General features: G+C 59.9%; 15 protein-coding genes. 9 read left to right on the plus strand and 6 right to left on the minus strand.

Going from position 1 to position 25,754, the window contains the following annotated elements; translation table 11 throughout:
* Window positions 1–233: hypothetical protein (locus tag GORHZ_RS22925; protein ID WP_006337393.1), on the minus strand; the 233-nt coding region annotated here is incomplete at its 3' end.
* Window positions 234–578: 345 nt separating this feature from the next.
* On the opposite strand from GORHZ_RS22925, the gene GORHZ_RS22930 reads away from it, so the two are divergent.
* Window positions 579–1,487 (plus strand): T3SS (YopN, CesT) and YbjN peptide-binding chaperone 1, encoded by a 909-nt coding sequence (locus GORHZ_RS22930; protein ID WP_006337394.1) that lies wholly within the window; start codon window positions 579–581, stop codon window positions 1,485–1,487.
* Window positions 1,441–2,400, plus strand: a complete 960-nt coding sequence (locus GORHZ_RS22935; RefSeq protein WP_245551498.1) for a S1C family serine protease — start codon at window positions 1,441–1,443, stop codon at window positions 2,398–2,400. Before GORHZ_RS22930 ends, GORHZ_RS22935 begins: the two co-directional genes overlap by 47 nt.
* Before the next feature lie 313 nt (window positions 2,401–2,713).
* Here GORHZ_RS22935 and GORHZ_RS30310 read toward each other — a convergent pair whose 3' ends face one another.
* Window positions 2,714–3,202 (minus strand): very short patch repair endonuclease, encoded by a 489-nt coding sequence (locus GORHZ_RS30310; protein ID WP_373279628.1) that lies wholly within the window; start codon window positions 3,200–3,202, stop codon window positions 2,714–2,716.
* Between the two features lie 126 nt (window positions 3,203–3,328).
* Between GORHZ_RS30310 and GORHZ_RS30315 the strand changes: the two genes are divergently transcribed.
* Entirely contained in the window at window positions 3,329–4,597 is a 1,269-nt protein-coding gene (locus GORHZ_RS30315; RefSeq protein WP_006337396.1) for a DNA cytosine methyltransferase, read from the plus strand.
* A 22-nt stretch (window positions 4,598–4,619) separates the two neighbouring features.
* Here the strand turns inward: GORHZ_RS30315 and GORHZ_RS32400 are convergent, their stop codons facing one another.
* Window positions 4,620–5,261: a KpnI family restriction enzyme N-terminal domain-containing protein gene (locus GORHZ_RS32400; RefSeq protein ID WP_494516559.1), complete on the minus strand. Its 642-nt coding sequence runs from the start codon at window positions 5,259–5,261 to the stop codon at window positions 4,620–4,622.
* A 173-nt stretch (window positions 5,262–5,434) separates the two neighbouring features.
* Here GORHZ_RS32400 and GORHZ_RS22945 point away from each other — a divergent pair, with 173 nt between their 5' ends.
* The 6 genes from GORHZ_RS22945 to GORHZ_RS22975 all read left to right on the plus strand — a co-directional run bounded on the left by GORHZ_RS22945 (window position 5,435) and on the right by GORHZ_RS22975 (window position 19,651).
* Complete coding sequence (locus tag GORHZ_RS22945; protein WP_006337398.1) at window positions 5,435–6,862, plus strand: hypothetical protein; 1,428 nt, start codon at window positions 5,435–5,437, stop codon at window positions 6,860–6,862.
* A complete protein-coding gene (locus GORHZ_RS30325) occupies window positions 6,852–8,678 on the plus strand; it encodes a DEAD/DEAH box helicase (RefSeq protein ID WP_083877411.1) in 1,827 nt (608 codons plus the stop codon). Before GORHZ_RS22945 ends, GORHZ_RS30325 begins: the two co-directional genes overlap by 11 nt.
* Window positions 8,614–9,534, plus strand: coding sequence for a protein NO VEIN domain-containing protein (locus tag GORHZ_RS22960; protein ID WP_157205328.1), 921 nt, complete (start codon window positions 8,614–8,616; stop codon window positions 9,532–9,534). Before GORHZ_RS30325 ends, GORHZ_RS22960 begins: the two co-directional genes overlap by 65 nt.
* A gap of 304 nt (window positions 9,535–9,838) precedes the next feature.
* Entirely contained in the window at window positions 9,839–11,032 is a 1,194-nt protein-coding gene (locus GORHZ_RS22965) for a restriction endonuclease (protein ID WP_006337401.1), read from the plus strand.
* Between the two features lie 253 nt (window positions 11,033–11,285).
* Complete coding sequence (locus GORHZ_RS22970; RefSeq protein WP_217998355.1) at window positions 11,286–14,369, plus strand: hypothetical protein; 3,084 nt, start codon at window positions 11,286–11,288, stop codon at window positions 14,367–14,369.
* A gap of 14 nt (window positions 14,370–14,383) precedes the next feature.
* Window positions 14,384–19,651 carry a DEAD/DEAH box helicase family protein gene (locus GORHZ_RS22975; protein ID WP_006337403.1) on the plus strand — a complete coding sequence of 1,756 codons (5,268 nt, stop codon included), beginning with the start codon at window positions 14,384–14,386 and terminating at the stop codon, window positions 19,649–19,651.
* 6 nt (window positions 19,652–19,657) lie between these two features.
* On the opposite strand, the gene GORHZ_RS22980 is transcribed toward GORHZ_RS22975, so the two are convergent.
* Genes GORHZ_RS22980 through GORHZ_RS22990 form a run of 3 tightly spaced genes read right to left on the minus strand, consistent with a single transcriptional unit; the run spans window position 19,658 to window position 25,736 of the window.
* Window positions 19,658–22,444, minus strand: a complete 2,787-nt coding sequence (locus GORHZ_RS22980; protein WP_006337404.1) for a helicase-related protein — start codon at window positions 22,442–22,444, stop codon at window positions 19,658–19,660.
* On the minus strand, window positions 22,429–24,429 hold the full coding sequence (locus tag GORHZ_RS22985; protein ID WP_006337405.1) for a phospholipase D-like domain-containing protein: 2,001 nt from the start codon (window positions 24,427–24,429) through the stop codon (window positions 22,429–22,431). Before GORHZ_RS22985 ends, GORHZ_RS22980 begins: the two co-directional genes overlap by 16 nt.
* Window positions 24,426–25,736, minus strand: a complete 1,311-nt coding sequence (locus GORHZ_RS22990) for a hypothetical protein (RefSeq protein WP_006337406.1) — start codon at window positions 25,734–25,736, stop codon at window positions 24,426–24,428. The genes GORHZ_RS22985 and GORHZ_RS22990 overlap by 4 nt, the downstream gene beginning before the upstream one ends.
* Window positions 25,737–25,754: the final 18 nt, after the last annotated feature.

The following is a 25,754-nucleotide window of genomic DNA, read 5'->3' on the forward strand; positions in this document are numbered from 1 at the left end:
AGTAGCGGGTACGAGAGGGGCTGTCTGGGTTCGAGGGTGGGTGCGGCGAGTGTGTTGACCAGCTGAGGGAGCGTCAGGACGTCGGTGTTCGCCACACCGTTTGTCCGCGCGAGGAAGTGTGTGACGTCTCGGCCGGCACCGGGGTTCGGGACAACAATGGTGACCTGCGTCAGCGGTCCGCCGGCCTTGGCGCGCGAGACAGACTCGGCCAGGCGGTTAAGCGGGGTGGTCATTGGGACATGATGCATGCCGGGCCTGACAACGACTAGCGTCTGGCGATCTCATCCACTGAGTTCAGGCTACGTTGAGCGTTTTGTTGGCCGACAGTCGTACGCATTCGGTAGCTGTTCCGTCGCCAGGCTGGCCACCCACGAGATCACTGAACCCTCAATACGGGCCGGTTTGAAGATGCGATGGAGCATGTACTCGAACTCCACAAGAGTCCGGGACACGATCCCGTGATACCGCGCATTCTCGATGAAGATCCCGCTTTCCGTCCAGTATCATCGCCGGAGCATTGAGCTGCCGCAGAGGAGTGCAATTGCGCGTGAGGCTTGGCCCGGCAACAGGAGGATGGCGTGCCCAGATACAGATATTCGTGGACGAACCTTCCGGAAGAACTGCTCGACCGACTCGCGGGCGACCTGGGTTTTGCCGGTGACGACCCGGCCGCCGAATTGCGCGCCTATTACGGTGCGCGGCCCAAGCCGAACTTCATACAGGACGCTTGGCCGACCTTGCTGGATTCCTGGCTCGCCAACGACGACGCGAGCCGAGAACGAATCGTCGACGAACTCAGTGCCGCCGGGTTGGGCGAAGTGACGGGTCACATGCGCTCCAAGAAGGTCCAGCTCGCATATCTCGAGAGCTGTCGCAACGCCAAGTCACTCAGAGACATTGTGTTATCAGCCTTCCTGGCTGCCGGAGAGCCAGCCCAACACCCCGTCCCGACCTCTCCGAAACGGCCTGCCGAGACCTCCGAACAAGAACCGTCTGAAGCAGAACCGCCCGAGGAACAACCGGCGCCAACGCAGCCGGACGGCGAAGACGAGGAACCCGAGGACTTCGATGCCTGGGTGGATGACACGATCAGCGAATACCTGGGTGTTTCGGTCGATCGCGATCCCGATGGCGACCTCGCTGTCCCCCACGGAAGCACCATCGTCTATGTGCGCACACGAGAAGAGGATTCCCCTTTCGTCGAGATATCCGCACACCTACTCAGCGGCTTCAAACCCTCGGACGACATTTTCAAAGCCATGAACGCGATCAATGCCCAACTTCCGCTGGCTAAGACGACCGTCAATAGCGACGGCACCGTCATTCTCATGAGTGCCGAGCTCTTTGCGGAGGAGTTGACGCAACAAGCATTGGTATCGACCATCGAGCTCGTTGGCGATGCCGCTGACCACTATGATTCCCTGCTCAAGAAGCGGTTCGGTGGACACACTCGACTGGATGACACCGACGATGTCGTCGATATCTGACGGGCTCGGCGGCAGCCTTCTCGCCGCCGTCAATGAAGAGATCGTCGCCCTCGTTGACCGAATCCTGGACTCGACGGCCATGGTGACTGGTCAGTCTCCGAGTTTCGACGAACTCAGCGGATCAGCATGGCGTCTCGACGAGCAGCACCTGGTCACCAATGACCACGTGGTCAAGGATTTGGTCGAGCCGGTCTGGGTGGCATTCCCAGGCCACACAGAGATTCGCGCGGAGATCGTGGGTCACGACCCGCTCACCGACCTCGCGGTGTTGCGAACCATCCCGTTGGAGATCCCCCCTTTGCCCCTTCGCGAACTTCCGCCACGGCTTGGCGAGCTGAGCCTAGCGATCGGGAGTCCGATGGGCGAGTTCCCGGAGAGTGTGAGTCTCGGTATTGTGAGCGGACTCAGCCGCAGGCTTCCAACGACCAGCGGTCAGGTGATCCTCGATGTGATCCAGACCGATTGCGCCATCAATCCCGGCAATTCCGGTGGGCCGCTTGTCGGGGTCGACGGTCGGGTTATCGGAGTCAACACCGCGATCCGCGACGAGGCTTCCGGGATCGGATTCGCGGTACCCGCCGCGACGGTGGCCGAGATCGTGCCCGAACTCATCGGGTACGGCACGGTGGAGCGCTCCACGCTCGGCGTCAGCGTCGCGATGCGCAAAATCGACGGCGACCCGACTCGTATTCCGCGGATGGTGGTGGTCAGAACGCGTGACACCGCTGCCGGTGACATTCAGCGAGGCGATGTCATGCTGTCCGTCAACGGTTCCTCCATTCACGGACTTGCCGACATCACTCGCATCCTGAGAAGAGGCACCATCGACACGGAGATCCCCGTCGTCGTATGGCGAGACGGGAGTCAGATCACGGTCCCTTGCGTGCCGGCGAAACTCGAGGTTAGCGACTGAGTATCGATGTGTACGCATTGGCAGGTCCGCGATAGTCAGTCCGGGTTATGTGTGCCCCTCGTCTCGGCGTGAGTTACTTGAGTTGTATGAGTTGGGTCGAGGCTCCAGAGGTCCGACTATTGGTCGGGACTGATCGGCTACGTTCGGGGCATTGCGACCTCCTGCGATCACTGTGCTCCAACTCCAACAGACCACGGTCAACGCACGGACACACATCGACCGGACCGACTATCGGGGACCTGCCACGTGCACTCTAAGTCAGGAAGATCCGGATTAGCGGCAGAGGGTGTCCATATAATCGGCAGCGCTATCTTCACTCACTGACGGGGGTCCCGTAGTCCGGCGACAACCCCACTGGACTATCTCGCACATCTCCTCGGACTGTTTGCCCGATCTGGTCCGCGACTGTTTCGAGTGGCTCGTGCTCCCAGAATCGCAGCACCCTCCAACCCGCCGCCTCCAGGAGAGCAGTTTGCTGCCGGTCCCGTGCGGTATTGCTGTCCAGCTTCGGTCCCCAATAAGCGGTGTTCTTTCGAGGCTGGCGCCCGTGCATCGGGCAAGAGTGCCAGAAGCATCCATCCACGAAGACAGCGATCCTCTGCCGAGTAAAGGCTATGTCTGGACGGATGAGTCTTCCTTCGACCCTGACCGGATAGTCCTTGCGAAATCGCAGCCCTTGCCGGTGAAGCGCACTCCGTAGCGCCACCTCAGGCTTGGTATCGCTCCGCCTGATCGCAGCCATGTTGCGCGACCTTCCAAGACTGGGGGGTGCGACGCCAGTCCCGATCCCATCAACGGACACTGCCACAGGCTACTCGGAAACTCAGACCGTCACAGCCTAGTGATAGAACATATGTGCGAGCATCCCTCAACGTGGTCCGGAGTGGCACTGCACGGGTTGGGCGCTCCGATATAGGAGGATGTATTTGTGGGAACAGGACAGCATTCCGGTAACAGCAGGTACAGCGTCATCGAGATCTGCGCCGGCGCAGGTGGGCAAGCCCTAGGTCTCGAGAAGGCTGGTTTCGATCACGAACTTGCTGTTGAGCTCGATGCCCACGCGTGCACGACACTGCGCCAGAACCGTGACTGGGACGTTCGGCAAGGCGACGTTGCCGACAAGACCGTATGGGATCCTGCTAAGTACGCGGGCGTTTCACTGCTCGCCGGCGGCGTTCCTTGTCCTCCGTTTTCCATCGCCGGCCAGCAGCTGGGCGCCTCAGACGAACGGGACTTGTTCGCGTGGGCGGTTGAGCAAGTTGCGACAGTGAAGCCGCGAGCACTGATGCTCGAGAATGTCCGCGGCCTCTCGACTCCACGCTTTGCCGCGTATAGACAACGCATTCTCGATCGCCTCGGAAAATTGGGCTACGAACCCTTTTGGAAACTCCTGAACGCGTGCGATTTTGGCGTCCCTCAGCTCCGGCCAAGGTTTGTTCTGGTCGCCCTGCGACCAGAAGACGCTCCCTACTTCGCCTGGCCGAGCCAGACCGTCGCAAGTCCAACCGTGGGCACGGCGCTTCATGACCTTATGGCAGCGGATGGGTGGCGCTACGCAGATGCCTGGCGAAACCTGGCAAATGACGTCGCACCCACGATCGTCGGAGGCAGCAAGAAGCATGGCGGCGCGGACCTCGGACCTACCCGGGCAAAGGCCGCGTGGATGTCTCTTAGTGTTGATGGCAAAGGGATTGCTGACGCACCACCGCTCCGGACCGCACGTCATCCCAAGACTAACCCGCCCCGGTTAACCATCGAGATGGTCACCCGACTACAAGGCTGGCAGGACGATGATGGCTGGCAATTTTCGGGACGCAAGACCGCCCAGTATCGACAGATTGGCAATGCCTTTCCACCGCCTGTCGCAGAGGCCGTCGGAACTTCTGTCTTTCGAGCTTTCGATCACGCGGCATTAACCGAATCTTCAGACCTAGCAATGGCAGAAGATGAGCTGTTCACTCTTCTCCGCCGCCATCCAGAGGGCATTTCCGAGTCTTTAATCAGCCAGAATGTCCCGAACCTCGCTGGTGAGTACTTAGATAAGAGAATTGCCGAACTCTCTCTCGACTTCGAAGTGCTGTGCTCGTTTGTCGGCAATGAACGCGCCTACCGACTGGGAAATTTTAAAGGATTTGTTGGGCAAAATGATCACTTCCGTCACGAATACCTGGCTGAAAATAGATCCAAGGTCAGTTGAACCGGCAAACCCCAGCAATCGGTCACCCAATTTCTTGGGCGATTCTGTCTCGCTCCCCGGCGGGGAGCTGACGATACGCGGTCCATGCTCGATCGAGCGGTGTCGGTCCACGATTGCCGCGCTCAACCCATCGACGGAGCCGGTGAAGATCGTCTGCCGGGAGTGCCCGTATGTTCGCACGCAGGATATCGATGTCTACGGGCTGACCGACGCTGTCACCAGCCTTGCACCTGCGACACTCAGTGACGTATCCATGCAGCGCATCGGCGTCCCCCGCTGCAGAAGACCTCTTTGACGCCGATAAGACCGCTGTTTCGTACTCCCGGTCGAGGTATGTCTCGCCGCCGGCAATGCCGCACACGACACATTGGTAGCCGTCACGCTCGAAAACCGCCCGGCGTTCCTTTCCAGTGAGGGCTGCGGGACCTCCCTTGCGCCGCTCGGACGGTTCCCACACGCGGAGCCCGGCGCGCACAAGGCGCTGTTCGTCTGGCCGCAATGACGCGTCCTCAGTGTTGCTACGAATCACCCAGCCGTAGTCACGAAGGTCGCGAACTCGCCGGTCGATCTGGGAAACACCTGGAAACGCCAGCCGAAGCTGCTCCTTGGTGAAGGTGTTCCCTTCGCCAACCTCAGTCATCAACCACAGTGCACCGCGCACCATGGTCCCCGCCTTCTGATAGCTGGGGTCATTGAACCGGGGGGTACTCACTGGCCCAAACTCCTAACATTCGGTGGGGACGATTGGAAGGTACAGCCGACTTCGTGCCGACCTGTCTTAGAGGCATGGTATGAAGCGTCTACCGGTGCGCCAAATCTCAGCAAGGAGACTCGAGAATGAGCTACGCTATGCCACCCGAACGCGACAGCATCAAGGATATGGTGAACAAGCGCCTCAACGATGCAAGAGCCGCCGACGGCGAGCGCTTGACTGTCGAATGGCAGGGCTCGACGAGACACTTACACGTCATCTCCATGCCGACCGAATCTCTGCTGTACAATCCCGATACCCATCGCATTCGTGCCCAGCGCAGTTTGAAGCCTGACCTTGACCGAGAGCTACAATCTAACCCCTACAGCGACAAAGCCCAAAGTTACCTCGATTTTCTCCTCAAGTGCCTACCCTCAGCGCCAGAGAAAGTCGACCCAGACTTCATCGCCCTACGCGATAATCTGGAACAGTTCGGCCAGAAGGATCCCGGCCTGATAACTGTAGACGGAATGATAGTAAACGCAAACACTCGCTGCGCAGCACTGCGCGAGCTCCACGAACCGCATATTCGGGTGGCAGTTCTTCCGGAGTCCTCCACCTGGGACGATATAAACGAAGTTGAGCTGTCGCTACAACTCCGCAAGGAGTTTCGGCGCGATTATTCATACATAAATCAACTACTCGCAGTCGAAGAGCAGCTCACACGTGGACGGGCCCCCGAGGATATTGCCAGACAGTTCCATATCAAGACCAAGACACTTGAGAAGGATCGGTGGGTATTCTCCACAATCATGGATGCGATAGAACGGAGCCACACTGCCAACGGATCTGTTCTCCGCCTAGTCGATTTCGAGGACCACAAAGAGAAACTCGCCGAGCTTTGGCGCGCCTACAACAAGCTCTCTTCAACGAACCCTAGTGCTGCAGAGGCACTGAAAGAAACCCGGCTCGCACTGCTGATCCTAGGATTCTCGAAGACCGACCTTCGCCTCGCCGAAAGCAACTTTTACGAGGACTACCTAAGCTCGAAGCTCCCAGAAAATGCGATTCCCAAAGTCGAGGAGAATAAGCCATCAACGGTGCAGATTCCTGGCCTTCCGGGTGTTTCCCTCACTTCAACGACCACTGCAACCGAGCAGAAGACGAGAAAGCTTGCTGACAACTTGTTGCAGAGCGCGGCCACCGCACGTAGCAAGACCGCAACACCTGACGAGTTGACAGAGGCATCCGAGCTTCTCGAAGCCACCAAGAGTGCTGTCGACCGCGCATTGGAACCGGCCGGGCGAGCATCCAGGCTACAGAAGCGGAAACTGGCAGCGCCAGAACGGCTTTCCGACGCGGCTGACGACATCATGTACTGCTTGAAGGACCTCGCCGACGCGCGCGCAACCAACGCACTCGACGAGGATGCGTTCGATGACGCCGCCCTTGAACTACGAAAAGCCCTTAAAGCTCTCGCAACCCAGGCCGCTAGGACTTTCCATGAACCTGGCGACGGAGTCACATGGCTATTAGCAGCGCCCACTGCAGGTGGCAACACAGATGGTTCCTAGCCTCGAACTGGCACTTAGCGACCGTCCAGGCCGAGTCCGGCTGATAGCCGCCGACGATCGCTTCATTGCCGACCTGCGGCAGCTCGGTTCCAAATATCCGCGGAGTCAGCAGCCCACTCTGGGTACCCTCGAGATTGAGCTTGATGATCTCCTCATCAATTTGCCCGCGCTCGCTGCGTGGCCCGAGCCAGACACCGTTGTGTGGGAGCCAGCTCTTGCTTCGCTCGTCCAAGACGTCGTTGCTGATTCCGAAGCTGCGTCCGCACAATTGTCACCCGGGCAAACCCCCTCTGAGACAACCATCGACGCCGAATCCATTCAGGGCCTCCTCGACCCAACGTGGATCGGCGCACTAACCGCCTTCCAACGTCGCGACATCGCACGTGTTCTGTCACTTCGCCATGGAGCGGACTTCTCGGTTCCAGGGGCAGGCAAGACACGTGTTGGCCTCGCTGTGTTCAGCGCCACACGGGCGTCGCACGAGGCCGACCGGCTACTCATAGTCGGGCCCAAGTCGAGTTATGAGGCATGGCGGACAGAGAACGTCGAGTGCTTCAACCCACCCCTTGCACTGCATATCTACGATGGCAACATAGATCCAAGTGCTGATGCTGTCGCCATCAACTATGAGCGCCTACAGAGCGCATTGCCACAACTCCTTGAATGGCTCCAGCAGTTCCCCTGCCTCGTCATCCTCGATGAAGCGCACCGAATGAAGCGCGGCACCGAGGGGGTTTACGGAAGCGCTTGTCTAACCTTGGCTCCCTTTGCTCGACGCAGACTAATCTTGACCGGCACGCCGGCACCTAATGGGGCCCGGGATCTTGAGAGCCTTTTCGCCTTCGTATGGCCTGGCCACGGGCGACAAGTCGTCACGCGTGCAGTAGCCGGAGGGAATCTCGCACAAGCCAGCGCGGCTTTGAGGCCCCTGTTTACTCGTACGACAAAACACGAACTCGAAATTCCTGACCCAATCACGCGCCAGCGACCTGTTAGGCTCCCGCCAGTTCATCGCGAGATCTATGACGCGCTGGTCGGACAGTACTCAGCACGCGCCGCCACCGCGGCGACAGACTTTCAGCAGCTCGGTCGCATTGTTGTTTATCTCCTAATGGCAGCGACGACGCCCGCGCTTCTAAGTGTGGGTACGACGCGCTACGACCCGCTTGCGTATCAGGTTCCGCCGCTGGTTCCACCCAGAGGGTCAGACCTTGATACGCTCATGCGCGATTTGCCCAGCTATGAAATGTCACCAAAATACAAGGAAGCCGTCGCTATCGTCGCCCAGAATGCGGCACAGGGACGCAAGACCCTCGTGTGGTCAACCTTTATACGAAGCATCAATACGCTGGCGGATCTTCTCCGGGAGTATTCGCCCGCAGTGGTCCATGGGGGCACAGTGGACCGCGAATCCGAGATTGCGAGGTTTCGGCATCCGGATTCCGGGTGTTTCGTTCTATTATCGAATCCGGCCACGCTTGGCGAAGGCATAAGCCTTCATCACGAGTGCCACGATGCAGTCTATGTGGACCGCGATTTCGCTGCGGGTAAGTACCTCCAGAGTCTGGATCGAATCCACAGGCTTGGCCTTCCTGCGGATGCCGAGACACGGATTACCGTTCTGGTTAGCGAGCGCACAATAGACGAAGTGGTATCTCAGCGCCTTCAGTCGAAGCTCGACTTCATGGGCCAGATTCTCGATGACCCAGCTGTACGGTTGCTTGCTGATCTCGATGACGAACCCTCTATTGGTGGCGGTATCGACGATGTCGATCTGCAAGCGATTATCGGTTACCTCCATGGCGATCCCTCATAGGTCACTGCTGCTCGCCGCACAGCGCTGGTTGACGTTGCTGCCCGAGAATTCGCCCGAACGCTGCCACGCCATCCTCACCAACTCAGCGAAGTACGCCGACCTCGCACCGTCGCAATACTTTGCCGCGCGACAGTGGCTTACACAAAATGGATTGTTCTCAGGTGAAACTGCCCAACTGAGTCGGCTCAAAGTCTTCGAAGCCGCAGTTCTCGAGTCCGTCTGGTTCACCGATGCGGATCAGACGATCACGACGCCGGCAGAGCTTCCTCTGGACGCGCTAGAGGCGGCTGCTGCCTGCGGACTCACCGAGGACGAGGCATTCGCCGCTATCCGCCACCGACATTCGATGGTTGACACTGCACTCCGCAACGCCATCGGGGACGCTGGCGAACTCCGGTTCATCGAACTGGTCCGCTCATGCACCGCCTGCCGAGTGGAGCACGTAGCTAGGTTGTCTGATGGATTCGGGTACGACATATCCATACGCGGGAAGAAAGTGCTGCACGCTGAGGTGAAGTCGACCACTCGAGTAAACCAGAGCACCTTCTACCTCAGCCGCAACGAGTTCAATACAATGCTGCGTGATCCACACTGGCGACTCGTCTTCCTCAGGCTGGACCAGGAACTGCGAATCACTGAGGTCAGCATTGTTGATACGAAATGGTTAATCTCGGTGGCTCCAAACGATGCAGTTCCCGAAGTTGCCTGGCAGTCAATGCGTGTCGCTGTTCCATCACGTCGAATGCAGCGTGGAATTTGTGACCTGCGGGATGACCTCGTGTGTTCCGAATCTGAAGCTTGCGCTCGCCTCCTGATCGGCTCCGCCTCCTTCATATTCGATTTGATAGACGATTGACACTGAACCAAGCGTTCTCCGCGGCACACGGGCTCTGCGCGGCTTAACCCGACACCACACCGATCTGGATGGGCCGGAACCCGCGATGCTGAGATGTCATTGGTAGACATGCGAAAGTTCATAGCCGACCACCTACTGACGCCGCGGCACTGCACAACATAGCAGTTTCGCGAACTCCACGAGAGGGTACCGTGCAGGTTGTCGCGTCACCGGCGTCGTCGCGGTGGCCACCACCGACCGGCATGCGGTGCACGCTACGGCACCCCACACATTTTTCAGCCCAAGCAGTCGGTACGGTCGAATTGTGGCCACCGAAAACGCGGTACCTTTTGACGACCTTCATGACGCAGATCTTATTCTCGAGACCGTATATCTGGGAGGCACCCAGGGCCACGCCGGTGACGACCCTCTTGCGCGCCTACTGCCTGTGGGAAACCAGGGCGGATTCCGCTTCAACGGTTCACCTCGAAAAGGCGAGGTCAGTATCGCAGTTCTCTATACCAGCGGCACCGAAATCGACTGGCCTGACAACCTAGACCCACAAACCGGGCTCTTTGAGTACTTCGGCGACAATCGCCACTCCGGGCAGGAACTGCACAACACACGGCGAGGCGGGAACATCTTGTTGCGCGACGTCTTCGCGCATGCCCATGGGTCACCTGCTGATCGCGAACGCGTACCTCCTTTCCTTCTCTTCGAAAAGGCAGAGCCCGGCCGCGCAGTCCGGTTTCGCGGATTGCTCGTACCCGGCGGTGCGTCGCTGACGTCTGACGACGAGCTGACCGCGATCTGGCGGTCGACGGGCCGACTCCGCTTTCAGAATTACCGCGCATTCTTCACCGTCCTCGACGTCGGCACGGTCACGCGTTCCTGGATACAGGCAATTCTCGATGGCAACGCGCCGGCGAGTGCAGCTGGCTGTCCCGGCGAGTGGGCTGCGTGGGTGAAGGGGCGTGCCTACGCACCTCTGGTCGCGCCATCGACTACGGTCGTCCGGCCGAAGGCTGCGCAACTGCCGGCCGACGCGGAGGGCCGTGAGATACTCGCTGCCATACACGGGCATTTTGCAGGCAGCCCCCACGACTTCGAAGCGTGCGCTGTCGCGATCTGGCGGATGATCGCTCCCGCCACCGGAAAGTGCGATGTTACCCGGCCAAGCAGGGACGGTGGCCGGGACGCAATTGGGGAGTATCTTCTCGGTCCGTCGGCAGACCAAATCACGATTGACTTCGCACTTGAGGCGAAATGCTACGGGCCAGATACCTCCGTCGGAGTCCGCGACACGAGTCGGCTCATCTCACGCTTGCGGCACCGCAATTTCGGCGTCTTCGTCACGCTGTCCTATTTCCATCAGCAGGCATACTCCGAGGTTCGATCCGACGGTCATCCAATCGCGCTAGTCAGCGGAGGTGATGTCGTCAACACCCTGAGAGCACGCGGCCTTGCCAGCGTCAGCGCGGTCAAGAGCTGGCTTGAGACCGAGTTTCGGTCCACTTGAGGGCTTCCAGACGACGCCACGAATACGACGAGCGTCACTGCATCCAGAAAGTCCGAATAGCAGTGCTGGACTCCTAACGGTCTCCGAAGACCAAGATCCTTCAAATGTCTTCTCTTACGAAAGACCGGCTCGATTGCTCAGTCCCAGGACATGTCCTCATCCCCCACCGAACACCACGACTCGCCGGTCGGTCCGTTGATGTCACACCTACGGGTTACAGTCGAACCAGATCGACGTTCTCACGGGGGCACAGTTGAGCTTGACGAACCAGAATCGTATTCGCGAACAGGAGACTTCAGTCCGCACATGGAACAGAGACTGGACAAACTACCTCGCGTGGAATACCGCAGTTGCCGATGTCGTCTACCCCGAGACCTCCGAACCTGCACCCGCCTACATGGATCTCGACGATGACCAGCTGCGATTGATTGCATCCCAGGCGGGTTACGACGGGACCGATCCCGCAGCCCGATTGGCATCCGTTGTTCGTGCGGTAACGGCCCGACAGGGGCGGCTGTCCCTCCGCACGATTGTCCGAGAGACCCGAATCTGGCATAAGAAGGCCACCCTCCAAGAGGCACCACCATGCATCGCTTTCCTCGCCGTCACAGTGCTGGCTGCCGAGGACATGGGGAATACCAGCGAAGGTCTAGCTTCCAACGCGTACTATGCACGGTTGGCACCTCTCTTGGATGTGCCATCAGAAGACAGCTCGATCGTTAGCCAGTACCGCTCCAACATCGAGGAGCTTTGGGACGCCACCAACGGGTGGCTAGCCTCGCTCGAGGGCCGTCGCGGCTTACCCTCAGCCTTCGCACTTTCACATCGCTTCGTCGGACTCCCGATGTCACAAGCCCTGGTCCGGGCCGCCGATCGCGCACGACTGCCGCACGTGTTCGCGCAGTACGGGCTGACTCCGGGAATGCACCTCGCTCCCAGCGATCTCACCCCGTATCTCGACGAGTGGCTTTCGTCGGAGCACTCCACCGCAACCCATAGCCTGCGGACGCTCTGGCAACGCAAGGACTCGCACGAGCGGATCTCTTCCGTCGCTGCAATCGAGCTGGCGAACTGGGATGGCAACCTGATCGACAGCTCCGCTTTCACCCAGGCGCGGGCGTTACTTGTGGCCAATCTGCGCGACGGATTTATGGGTTCGTCGCTCGACCTGTCAGTAGGGGTTCGGCTTCCTCCCGGACCCGAACCTCACGCGGAAGTTCTGCAGTCGGGCGCAAAGTGGACACCCCTGACCCTCAACCCTGGGACAGCAGGACTCTGGCGAACCTCATACACCCAGTCCATTGACTTTGTGTCTGTGCTCGACGGGCTAATCGACATTCGCTGCCGCCCCAATGCAGACGAAATCCGCTTCCAGCGTCGCCCTCGCGAGATCGTTCCATTGGTGTACGACGAGTTACAGACGACGTACGTCGAGACGGACCGTCTTCAGCTGGGCGTCGACGCGCTAATACTCGTGCGAAGCCAGAGCCCCACGCGCGCGAAAGAGAGCGCAGCACAGGCAGTCATCCAGACACTCGACGAGTACGCGAGGCCCGGGTTCGAGTGCGTGACTAGCTTTCCTGGACTCCCACCGGGATGGTTGATGCTCCGCAATGTTCAGCTCTTTGGCATACCCGCAGCTTTGAATGACCGGCTTAATGCCCTGATTCCTCTTGCACGAAATCAACTCACCGTCGCTGGTGGACTGCGGATTCCGTCCCGAGTTCAGAAGTGGTCAAGCCTATCGCCCCCTGAAGTCAGGGCGATGACGCATGACCAGCGAGCCGTGCGCGTGGAATTGAAAGACACGTCAACTGGATACCTTGTCCACACATGGGAGTCCGTATCGGGAACACTAACGGCGTCATTGCGGCAGATCGGCCTCAAAGATGGCGACTACCAGGTATCGCTATTCCTTGATGGAAAGAAGGAACCACTGCAGCAGGTAGCTGTACGACTCCGGTCGAGCGACACCGAGGATGCCCTCTGGGATCAAGTCACCAGGCTCCGCTATTCGCTCGACACCCCGCTCGGTACGATGACAGCGACTGAGCTCGACTCGAACACATCGGACAGATACGCCGACGGCCTCTATGTCGAGTCGAATCCCAGCCCACCTTCAACCAAGTATCCTGCCTCATCGGCAGTCACCTGGCATAAGAAGCGAGTTCAACCCAAGCGGCGGCCGCTGCAGATCGGAACTCCAGATCCTGACTCGTGCGTTGTAACTGGCGCGCACCACTGGGACTTCCCGAAACAGATTCCCGGTAGCCGGAAATCAATCCAGGGAGTGTGCCGGTCCTGCGGGCTCGTGAAGCGGTATCCCGGCTGGTTGCCGCGCTCACCCCGCACCAGACCGAAAGCCGCGCACGTTGAATCGCCGCCGACCTCGATCGACCTCTCGCAGGTGGGACCAGTGCAGAACGCAAGCCCCGCCAGCTGGGAGTCCGCATATGACGCGCTGATGCATCTTGGCGGCGGAAGCTTCTCCAAGCTTGAATCAATCGCTACCCAGATTGAAGGTTCCGCCCTCTTCGTTGACACATTCGTACGCGCTCTGGAGAGCCTGGGCCACATCGCAATCGAACGTAGCAGCGAGTCATGGAAGCCGACGGCATGGGAGGTCTCGCCAACTTCACTTGCAGGCACGGCATCGGGCTCCTACCGTGCAGTCGGATTTTGGGCCAGAGCCACGGCCCAGGACGCGCTCGTCTCAGCAAGAGACATGGGTGGCACGTCAGAGTTCGAAACATCCAAGGGTATGCAACAGCTGTTCATCGCTGAGCTCAACACCGATTCACTCAACCTCATCGCAGGGGAATGCAACGCAGATGTAGTCGAGAATCCTGGCGCCACAATGCTGTCCGCGCTACCAGCGCTCTCAAACCTTGCGGCGTCATGCCCACGTATCGCGATGCCCGGCTACGATTCTGCGGAGCGATTCGAATTGGAGACAGCAAGCTGGGTACCGACCGGCGACACGAGCGTTCCGGGCGCCTACAAAATCCAAAGAAGCTTTGAGGTTCTTTACGTATTCAGAAGCCCCACGGACACCGAGAACAACACTGCTGCTCGAGTTCCAGTGCACGTCGCCAAGCACCTTGCGGCAAACGCTGCCCAGCGTTCACTCATCGTGTACTTCGACACCTCGGCATCTGTAGTCCTGCCCCGAGGATGTGATTTGCCTGGACTGTACAACCGTGCTGCGGTTGCGCTCTCAGGCCATCTGCCCGAAGAGAGGGCCTTGACAGTGGCTAGGACCAAGCGGGACTGTCTCTTCTACAGAGGATTCACTCGTGCAGACGCCGACACACTTAATACTCTGCTCGTTACCTAGGCGAGGAAGCAACTTTGAACTCCATCACACCTCTTTCGCTCGCCGCGGCACTCCGCGATGCTTACCTCCGATACTTCGACACTGCGTTTTGGCTCAACGATGAAGGCATCATGGCAGAGCGGCGCGCCATGCTCTCCGAACCTGGAGTACTTGTCGGTGAAGTACTGATAGAGCCGGTTGTGCCCTACCCAAACACCGTCAGACTGGCCGATGTTGCCGCGGCAGCCGGTGTGCCGCTCCAGATAGCGTCGCGAGTGGCTTCGGCACTCTTCTCCGGCACTCCAGCAGAGAACATCGCACTTCGCGACCACCAGGCGAAGTCGATCCAGCATCACTTCCTGGACGGCGTGTCGGCCGGGCGCAACGTCGTCGTCACTTCCGGCACCGGCTCTGGCAAGACAGAAGCCTTCCTGCTGCCACTTCTCCTGCGCCTGTCCTGCGAAGCGACGGAATGGCCCAGCCAGAACAGTACGGCCCCGTGGTGGCAAGAGACCGAACCGAAGTGGCGATCCGTTCGCGAGAACGACACCCGGGCGCCGGCAGTCCGCAGCCTCATTCTCTACCCCACCAACGCGCTCGTCGAAGATCAGATGACCCGTCTTCGCCGGGCAGTGCGCACACTGCGGGACAAGGATCCCGACCACCCGATTTGGTTTGGTCGCTACACCGGCAACACCATCGGTTCGGGCAAACGCAACAAGGAGAGCCTCGGCGAGGCGGGCAGAGAGTTGCGTGCCCACGCAACTGAATACGATGCGCTTCTCGAGGCCAAGCGCCAGGGCAAGTCAGACGTCGACCTAAGCCAGTTCCCCGACCCTCGGGCCGGCGAGATGCTAACGCGATGGGACATGATCAGTCACGCGCCGGACATCCTTGTCACGAACTACTCGATGCTGAATACGATGATGATGCGCCACCACGAGGAGAGCATTTTCGCCCAGACGGCATCCTGGCTGCAGTCCAACACCGGCAACGTCTTCACGATTGTCGTTGACGAGTTGCACTTGTACCGCGGGACACAAGGCAGCGAAGTCGCCATGATTCTACGGGCACTGCTTCGCAGGCTTGGGCTCGCAGCCGACAGTCCTCAACTGCGGATCATCGCCACCTCCGCTTCGCTCACCGAGTCTCAGGACGGACGCAAGTACCTCCAGGAGTTCTTCGGAGTCGGCCCATCAAGCTTCTCCATTGAGCCCGGCGAACAAATCCCCGTTGCGCCCCCGAAAGTTCTCGACGCCACTGAGATCATTAACGGCACAGCAAACCTCGGAGCAATAACTCACGCGATCGCCGCCGCCTGCTTCGATCCAGGAGAGCAGCGGACCCGCGCCACCCCGCTCAAAACGATTGCCGACAAGCTGTTTCCGTCATCCAATGATGCTATTGAAACCCTCACCATAGGGCTTCAGCAGCTTGCCGACGGCGATATCTCTCGCGCAACCCCAACCGCCATTCCCCTCCGCGCGCATACCTTCGTCCGGGTGCCTCGCGGGATGTGGGCATGCACCAACAGCAACTGCACTGGAGTAACTGGCAGCGCCCGCGACGAGCGTCGAGTCGGTCGGGTCTTCGGAAGTCCCGTAAGCACCTGCACGTCGTGCGGGTGCCGAGTCCTTGAACTTCTCTACTGCTATGAGTGCGGAGATATCAGCCTGGGAGGCTTCATCGTCACCCAAAACCGAAGTGAAGTCCTCCTCTCACCCACGCCTACCGCTGAAAATCAGAGCGCGAAGCCCGTGTTCCTGAGGTCTGAAACAGAATTCTTCTGGTACCGGCCAGGAGTTCCTGCAACATTGCCACGAGACTGGACGAAGGATGGAATCAAGCTCTCGTTTTCGCAGGTGGAGTGGAACCCTCAGCTCGGAATTGTTTCCCGCGGAGTCTCTACAGGCACCGGTATCACGGTTCAGTCATCTGGTGCCGCACCAACTGACCGAATACCCTCGCTACCTGACCGTTGCCCAGTGTGCAGCTACCAGCCCAGGGGCCGTAGCAAATCCGGAGCCTTCCGGTCAGGTGAAGTGACGTCTGCAATCCGCGCACACACCTCCGGTGCGCCGGCGGCAACGCAGCTCTACCTCTCGCAGCTGATCCGCTCGCTTGCGCAGGGAATGCCCAGCGAAGCGACAACAACAGCCGATGCGAAGACCATCGTGTTCACTGACAGCCGAGACGACGCAGCGCGCACCGCGGCCGGCGTAGCCCGGAACCATCACCGCGACTTGATACGCCAAGTCCTGCGACGCGAGTTGGAGCGAGGCACCGATGCCGAGAAGACTCTCGACAAGTTCGCTGCTAATCCAGCAAACGTGCCGCCCGAGTATCAAGCAGCCGCGCTGGCACGCATGAAGCAGCAATTCGGAATGCCGCTCACCACCTCAGAAGAGAACGACCTTGAGGCAGCTCTAACAAAACTAGGTGCGGCAGATGCTGTTGGCTTCCCCGAAATGAATGAGCGCATCACAAAGGTGCTTTTGGGACTGGGCGTCAACCCTGGCGGCTCCAGTCCGTGGAACCAGCGGCTCGAAGATGACTTGAACGGTGAAACCCCCTGGTATCGAGCATATGCGCCACCGGAACCCGACCTGTGGCCAACACCTCCAATCGCACAAGGACGTGAGAAGCTCCAACAGGCCCTGCGCGCATCGATCGTGGATGCAACCTTCGACCGAGCACGACGCGATCTCGAGTCTGTTGGCATCGCCAGTGTCCATATCGACGGCTGGCAACCCGTTTCCGGTCCCCTTGACGACCAGCTCCAAGCCGAGGTGCTGGCCTCTGTCGTGCGGATCCTTGGCCTCAACGGGCGAACGGAAGAGAGCAGACGTGGCGGCGTCCAGCAGTCCGCAACCCTCCCATCACGAGTCCGCAAGTACATCGAAGAAGTAGCCAAAACTCATGTGCTGGATCGAGCCGCCGTAGAACGCCAGCTCGACACCCTCATCAGTGACGCCGCCGCCACACGGGCTATCAGCGGGTGGCTGCTGAGGACCACATCTGTTGATTCCACACTCATCTTCCACCCATCGGGCGACACACTCTGGCGATGCGCGCGCTGCAACTTCGCACACCTGCACCCGAGCGCCGGAGTCTGCGTGAACCCGCAATGCTCTGCCGCCGGCCTACGCCAGGCACCGATAGAGATTGAAAGTGATTACTACGCTTGGCTCGCACACCAACCTCCGCGCAGACTCGCCATCGCAGAGCTCACAGGGCAGACCAAACCCCTATCAGTCCAGCGAGACAGGCAACGATGGTTCAAAGGTGCCTTCACGCTGGCAGAGAACAACCTCACACATGCGCTCGATGTGCTCTCCGTGACAACAACGATGGAGGTTGGTGTCGACATCGGATCCCTGCGGTCAACGCTCATGGCGAACATGCCTCCACAGCGCTTCAACTACCAGCAACGTGTTGGACGTGCCGGGCGAACCGGCCAGGCGCTGAGCTACGCAGTGACAATCTGCCGTGACCGGACGCATGACGAATATTACTTCAATCGGCCCGAGCGCATGACGGGCGATGTTCCGCCACAGCCATTCCTCGATCTCGGCCGCAAACGCATCGTCGAGCGTGTGGCAGTGAGTGAGTGCCTGTTCGAAGCGTTCGGTGCACTCGCGACGCCGCCGGACTGGACTCCCCGCAGCAATCACGGCAGCTTCGGTCAAATCCAGGAATGGAGCACTCATCGAGACGCTATCCAAGGCTGGCTCGCCGCGGCGCCCGAAGTGGAAGCGATCGTCGGGCGCCTAGCTCTGCATACACCCCTGTCGTCATCAGACGTCGCCGAGATCGTGTCGAGCGTCCGAACAGACCTTGTCTCGAATATTGATCGCATCGTCGACGACGAACGCGATTCGACCGACACAGAACTCAGTGCCACGCTGGCTAGGTACGGCGTCATCCCGATGTTCGGTTTCCCGACGCGCGTCCGCAATATCTGGAGTCAGCCAGTGTACTCCCGCAAGGACATGGAGAAATACGCGGTCAGCGACCGGCCGCTCGAGCTCGCAGTACGCAGCTTCGCTCCAAATGCCCAGATCGTGAAGGACGGCGTTATTCACACCGCGGCGGGCTTCGCGGCATACAGACCGACAGGAAACCGAGTTGAGTCCCTTCCTCCCCTCGGCCAGGTCAAGCACGTCAGTACTTGCCCCAACTGTGACCACACCGAACTCTCGCAAACGGCAACCTGCTCGGCCTGCGGGCAACAGGTAACACAAATACAACTCTACGAACCCGCTGGATTCCGAACTACTTACAGTCCCCGACCGTACGACGACGACCAGGAGACCGTCAGCACGGTCTCAACTCCCGCGCTTGTTCCCGGCAGTGCGGCAACGGATCACGCTGACCTCGACCACGTCTCACTCGATATCTTCGAGCGGAGCCGACTCGTGTCCGTAAACGACAACTTTGGCCGCGGATATGAGTTCCAGAACCGTCCCGACAAGACCGTGGTCGCCTCAATGCCAGAGGTTCCGCCATCACAGCTAAACACCATTGGCGAAGTCCGCGTTACGGATGCACTTCTCGCCACACCACACAACTTAGACATCGGTACAGGGACAGTGGCTCTGTACGATCTTCGAGCGGGCAAGGCGACATACACATCCTTCGCAGAAGTTCTCAAACGCGCAGCACAGGTGCTACTCGACCTCGATCCAGTCGAGCTCGCCGCCGGCATTGTGCCACGCAAGACACCGATCACAGCACCGAAGCGCCACACAGACGAACATGTTGCCGCAGCCGTGTTCCTGGCCGACACAGCGGAGAATGGCGCGGGGTACGCCGTCGAACTTGGCGGCCAGACCAATTTCCACGCCCTGATTACCGGTGCACTGACCGAGCTGAGCCCGCTCTGGGAAGACCCGAAGCACAGCGCAGTGTGCGACAGCGCATGCCCGGATTGCCTACGCTCCTACAACAATGCGCGCCGCCATCCGCTACTCGACTGGCGTCTTTCGCTCGACATGCTCGAACTGGCGACCGGCGCACCTCTCACGATCTCGCGCTCCATGCCAGCCTCAGCCAAGTGGATCGAAACTTCAGCCGCCGCATTGGGTTCGGTTGCATCCGAGATTGGTGCAGTCCCTGCAGTCCTTCGGGGTGACAAGTGCGTACTACTGACCCACCCCCTTTGGCGCCACGAGGAAGTCTATTGGACTGCCGACCAAGCCCATGCCGTCGGATCAGCCCTAGAAGAATATCGCACAGTTGACATGCATGACATCCGAGACTTTCGCCGGAATCCGATTACGGTGCTGCAATATCTGCAATGACACCGCCTATCCACCTCGCTGCTTCTGGCGGTCGGATTGTTGTCGATCAACGCGTTCCGCATCTTCGCAAATGGCCTGTCCGACCGTACCGTCACACCGACTCGACAGATCCATCGCCAACGCACCTGCGATCCTCGGGTGCAACGGCATTCTCGATTCCTCACGGTCCGTTGAGTTTTCATCTGTACCGACTGCTCGCCCCATAACGATGTCGAACCAGCCGGCCCGGTCTTTGACGACGCGGAACATCTTCTCATCGTGTGTTCCGGCCAGGAAGGGCTCGTACACGGCGATTTTCTTGCTCTCTCGTTCTGCGAGTGCTCCGATCCGGTCGAGGCGCCCAGTCCGTTGTTCGAGCTTGCTTGGGTTCCAGTCAAGGTCGTGATGGATGACATGGCGACATTCCTGGTGCAGGTCGATACCCTCACCCATCACAGAACTCGCCACGAGAATGTCGGGAGCAAATGGAGTATTGAACATTCGAATGAGTCGTTCGCGGTGCTCTCGCCTTGTGCCTCCGTATGCACGTCGGACTTGGCTGAGGGCGGCGGCGCCACGACCTGCTCCACGATCTCCACCGGCCGCCTCATCTCCATTGAGGTGATTCAGCAGGATCTCTCGTTCGCTCTCCGTCATGGTTGCAACACGCTCGGCGAACAAGGCCCAACGGGCGAGCAGGTCCACCCCGGCAGGGTTGTCTCCTTCGATACCGCTGAGGAGCTGGTCAGCGCCGAAGGCTGGCGCCAGTCGCGTGTACCGGACCAAATAGCCGGGTGTACGCAGGCTACGGATGGCGATTGCTGTCAGTGAGTCGGCCAGGTCAGTGTCGCCCCTTGTTGAGGTTCGGAATCGGGCTTGAATGTGATCGTGGATTTGCCGGTGGTTTCCGCTGCCAGTTCGGAGTAGGCGGACCGCGAGCCGATCGAGTTCGTCGCCGACGTCCGAAGCTGGTACTCCCAGCGCGGCAGCCGCGCGTGTGTTGATTGCGTCGCTGAGCCGCGCTCGGAGCGCATCCTGCAGCGCGCTGGTGGTTCTGATGTACCAGCAGAAAATTAGGCACTTATATCCGGAATCCCAAAGCGCTGCGGCCCGTTCGACCGTGGCAGTGATCTTGGGATGCTCTGATCGCTTGGACCCAGAGCCAAGTATGGTTTCGATCTCTTGGCCGTACCAGTGGGCGGCCGAGCCCGCGGCAGCGTGTGTTGTCGAGTCGGCGGCTCGCTCGTCCTCGGTGGGTGTATCGGTGTCGACGACGCCCTCGCGTGCTTCGAGCCGGAGGAACGCTTCGTACGATGATGCAATGCCGTAAGCGAACAGGGGTCTGGCCGCGCCGGACCGTTCATCTGCGACGACCGCTTGCGCACGCGCGGCCAGCAGGAATGGTAGTGCTTCCGATTCAGGGATAGTCAATCCTCCACCGTGATGATCGACGTTGGGAAGGATAGTGTCGCCGGTGAAGTAGTCGCGCCGGTGCTCTCGCTCGTGTCGAATGATCCAGGTGCGTAACTCATTGTTGAGCGAGCTACGGGCCCGGACCGCGAAGGTCGCATCGCGCCATGCCTGCCGGACCGCAGGACTCGACTCGTGATGTGGCTCTTCACCTGCGGACCACGAATCGAAGGCAGCCCGGTCGTTCTTCGTCAAGAGAGCCCAGGAGTTTTCGAGCGTCACCGCGGTCTCCTGTGCACGGTAGAGCACCCCTTTGAGGCGATCTAGTCTCTCCGACAGGGGTTCTGGTGGCTTGGGGCGCAGAGGGCGGATCGCATCGAGCCGACTCAGCACTCGGATCAACTCGTCATGCCCGAGTTCGAATGGGGTGGCTGTCAGCATCAGCACTCGTTCGAAGATGCCGGCAAGGGCCCCGTCGCCCGGCTCGTCATCAAGCGGTGTGAAGAGCCGACTCATGCGGGTGTGATCGTTCTTCATCGCATGCGCTTCGTCGACGATGATGAGCGGAAGCCGTAGCCTAGCCGTTACCAGTACTTGCTTCCATACTTCTTGCGTAACCTCGTTGAGGGTTTCACGCACCGCCTTGAGGCGTTGGTCGATATTCGCCGAGAACCTGTGCGGCAGTTCGTCAACAACCCTCCGTATACCATCAAGATCGATATCCGCAACCACCTCGTGAAGCTGTTCTGGCACCGGGTCATCACCGAGATCCTCCCCGGTGAGCCGCAGCCACTCAACGCGCCAATGCTCTGGCGAGCTCCGGAGTAGTTCATCGATACGTTCGGTTGTGAATCTGCGCTCCCTGAAGAGCCCCTTCTGGCCGGCTGACCACTTGGCGATCTGCCCGCGTCGGACGCTAGCTCCCCACCGTTTACGAGTCGCGTACCAGACAAGCGCAAGCTGAACGAACGAGTCTTTCATATTCGCGGTGAGTGCTGAATGGGTGACGACAATCAGGTGACTTCTTCGCGCTGGCGGATCGTCAAGCGCCCGAAGGAAGTCCTCGCCACTGCGGATCGGGGCGTCGACACATCGAATCCCGTGGCCCTCCGCGATGAGACCTTCACTGAATTTGCCCCACTCTTCGACCCACTTTTCGGCAACACGGGGCGGAACGAAGACGACAACCTGCTCCTTCTTGGGACTGCGCAAGATGTAGGAGGCCGCAACCGCCAGTGCGACATAGGTTTTGCCCATACCCACCTGGTCGGCGAGGATGACACCTTCCTGCCCGCCCTCCAGGCGTCCGAGGATGTCCTCGGCAGTCCGTCGTTGTCGTCGCCACGCGTCGGCGAAGTCACTGGTGGTGGTCTCCCGCAGACTCGGGCTCAGATGGACAGACAACGCTTTGCCTCTCGAAGTGCACGAATGGAGTAATCAGCGATGTCGCGGGGTTCGGAGCCGAGACGCACGCGCAGGGTGTCGAGGGTGTCCAGGCTGTCGCTAACGGCTGATCGACCCTCAGCCTGGTCAACGTGCTGAAGAGTGACCGACCAGTCGACGCGAGACACCGAGAGCGCAATCTCAGCAAGAGTGAATATCGCCTCGGCTCGCCCAATGAGTCCGGCTTTGCGGTCGTCTGCGAGTCGGGTGGCCAGATAGGTGGGGCCAAGAGGACCCTTGAGTCGCGCTTCGAGGGCTTCGATTGTCACGACCTGCCGACCGAGTCGACGTTCCAACGCGGACAGCGCATTTCCCAAGGCGCGCCCTCGCCGCAGCAAGGTACTCTGCGAGTCAAACCTCTTCAAGGGATCGATGAGCACACCGCCACCGGCTACCCGGCGGGCGGCATCCTGCTCAAGTTCTTCACGCACGACCTGTGAGAGCGATTTCCCCTGAGCAAGGGCGTCGAGTAGCTGATCCGCACGGATGTCTGCGAGCCGCGGCCCGGGCGGGAGTTCGTGACGATCGTCAGCGAGCACGACCCAAGATGCCTCGCCATCCGGGAACTTGACGGTGAGATACGACGGAATGTTGTCGGGTTCGACCGCGTAGATCACTTCGACTTGTCGTCCCGTTGCCTCCCACTGCGCGTTGTCGGTGATCAAATTCCCTTGGGGCAAATGCACGCTCCAGTGCAGCGGCCCACCTTCACCAAAGCCGAGGCGCATTTCCCAACCCTCGGGCGCTTTGGAGACCCGGCACAACGTGAAGAATGTGGGCAACGCAAGGGTCTCTTCTGGTTCATCCTCGTCAACCGGGTTCTCAAACTTCGCCTGCGGAGCGATGGCTTGGCCCTTGGGAATAAGCGCATTCAGCGCTTTGCCCTCCTTGGTACCGGCGGGCGCGCCAAACCAGACATTGATCTCTCGATGTCTTCGGGCGCCACCGAGTCCCAACCCCGCAGCAGTGTGGTTAGAACTCCCAATGAGAGCAGCAACCCATTCGCTGTTTCGGATCAGCAAGCATTTGGCGTGCAGCACGCGGGCGACGTCCTTGTCGATGCCCCCGAGTTCATACACCCCGTCAACATCGTTGGCCCGCTGTTCTGGAAACGGGATGTCGCCGGTCGGGCCGATGGTCACCGCGACTTCATGCCTTCGGTCCGCGGCAGGCCTGCCAGTCAGCAGCGCCGACACTGTGTTGAGCGCGCCAGCGTCCAGGCTGTCCCAATATGGCGAGAGATGCGTGGCCGATAACGGATTGCCGCCTTTCCACACATCAGGAAGACGATCCAAAGGACTCGTCGTCGTGTTCGTCGGTGCCAGAGACACCTGAAGGCGTGCGCGTGAGGTGGGCTGCGCTGCGACACGTTCACGTAGCAACGCGATGAGTTCCTGTGTTTGCCGGCGGGCCGGGATGGCGGGGCTCAACCCGGGAACCAAGTCCAGGTAGGACTCGACCTCATCGACGATATATTCGAGAACAGTTTTGGACAGAACACACGTATCGCCGAGGTCAGCCGCAATCGCGAGTTCGAGGTTGTAGCGGTAGCCCGCTGGTGTCAAGTTGGCCGAGCCGATGATGATTCGAGTGGCGTCCTTCCACAAGAGAATCGAGACTTTCGAATGCAGCAGGCCTGTGTCGACGTGGCAGTGCAGTAGGTTCCATCGCAGGGAGGACCGTTCGGCTTGAGCGCTGCGGTCGGCGAGAACGGTAACAGTGGGAGCGGCCAACTTCTCTTCAAGTTCGACCTGGGCGACGACGTCCTCGATTGAGCCGGTGTTCTCATCGACGCTCTGGACCGCCAGGAAGCGGGCGAGGCAGTTACGTTCGAAGAAGTCTGGTTCGATGACGAATGTCGTGGCCAGTAGGCCGACGGGTTCACCCGCACCGTCGGGTGCCTGCCACATGTCGAGTAGCGGCTTCTGGTTGAGTTCGGTTTTCATGCGGTCTCTTGGAGGAAGTTGGCGAGCGTCTTTAATCTCATCGGATGTATCCAGTTTGTGTTAGTCAGATCTACGGACTGATTGCGGTATGGGGGCCGTACCAGCCAGTTCTTTCCGTGTGGGTCGATCCACAATCGCTTTTGCTTGTCCGTCTGAACCTGATCGTGACGCGAAAGTAAGCGGTTGACAAACGCCGCCGGGTCCATCGTCTCCTCGAAACCGTTGAGGCAGTTACTGATATCCGCAGCGAGTTGATCGTCAAGGTTGCTCGCGGCTTCGATAGCGTGGCTGACCTGCGCAGGCAGAGCCGTAGCAATATCAGACAAATGGGGTGTCTTCGCGGCCTGGGATATCGAGAATCCGCCGCCGTGCGCAGACGCATCTTGCAGTATCCGCCGAAATGACTTCTCGATGGCGGTGGCGCATTGCTCGTATGTCGATGCAGCGAGCAAGGCCGCACGAGTGGGTGCGGAAACGTCGTCGCTCTGCATCACGGCGTCGGCGACGTCACGCTGACTCATGTCGCCGTGACGCATTTCCAAGAGCAAGCTGCAGAGTTCGGTCCGGATCTCGTGGGACTGATCGTAGCCACTACGTACGATGAAAGAGCGCAGCACGGCCCGCTCACACGAACCAGCATCGGACGGCGCCATGACTTCGGCTATTCGCCGCATGGCCTTATTGCCCGGTGCAATGGTGACTTCGCCCGCGCGGAGCGCTCCTTCGCACGCTCGCACGATCTCTCGTCGGAGCTTAGCCCCGTTAGATCCGGACGCGCCGCTAACAAACCCACCAAGGCCCCTATCGCGCTCCCACGCGTCCAGGAGCACCTCGGCTTCGGGACCGGGCATTCCGGTTTCTTCGAGCGCGCCCGAATCGAGCGCGAAGGGACGGTAAACGCCTGTGAAGCCAAACACACGTGGGCCTGAAAGGTACGTGGTGGAGCCGAGCCGTCGTCCGACTCGTTGGGCTCGCGTGGCCTTCTGCATACCAGGGAGTCCGCGGATCTCGGCGGACGACCTGTGACGCACCATAGCTTCGACGACGATCCATTCGAAGGCAATGTCAAATGTCGTCCTCCCATCGGAGGATGTCAGATCACGAAGCGGCTGGCATGCGTGTGCGCCGGCCACCGCGAGGGAGACGAACCGCGGCTGACTCATCCGCGCTCGAAGCCCGGGTACAAGACGATCAGCTATCCGGTCGGCGATAGCCGACAGGCCAAGGGGGTCGAGGCTGCCCTCCCCTTCTGCGCCTGGGTCGTACTCGGAGAAGTGCGGAAGTTGTTCGAGCAATGCTTCGGTCATTTCAGCCCCAATGGTGTT

The sequence above is a fragment of the Gordonia rhizosphera NBRC 16068 genome (assembly GCF_000298195.1).
In the GTDB taxonomy this organism is placed as follows: domain Bacteria; phylum Actinomycetota; class Actinomycetes; order Mycobacteriales; family Mycobacteriaceae; genus Gordonia; species Gordonia rhizosphera.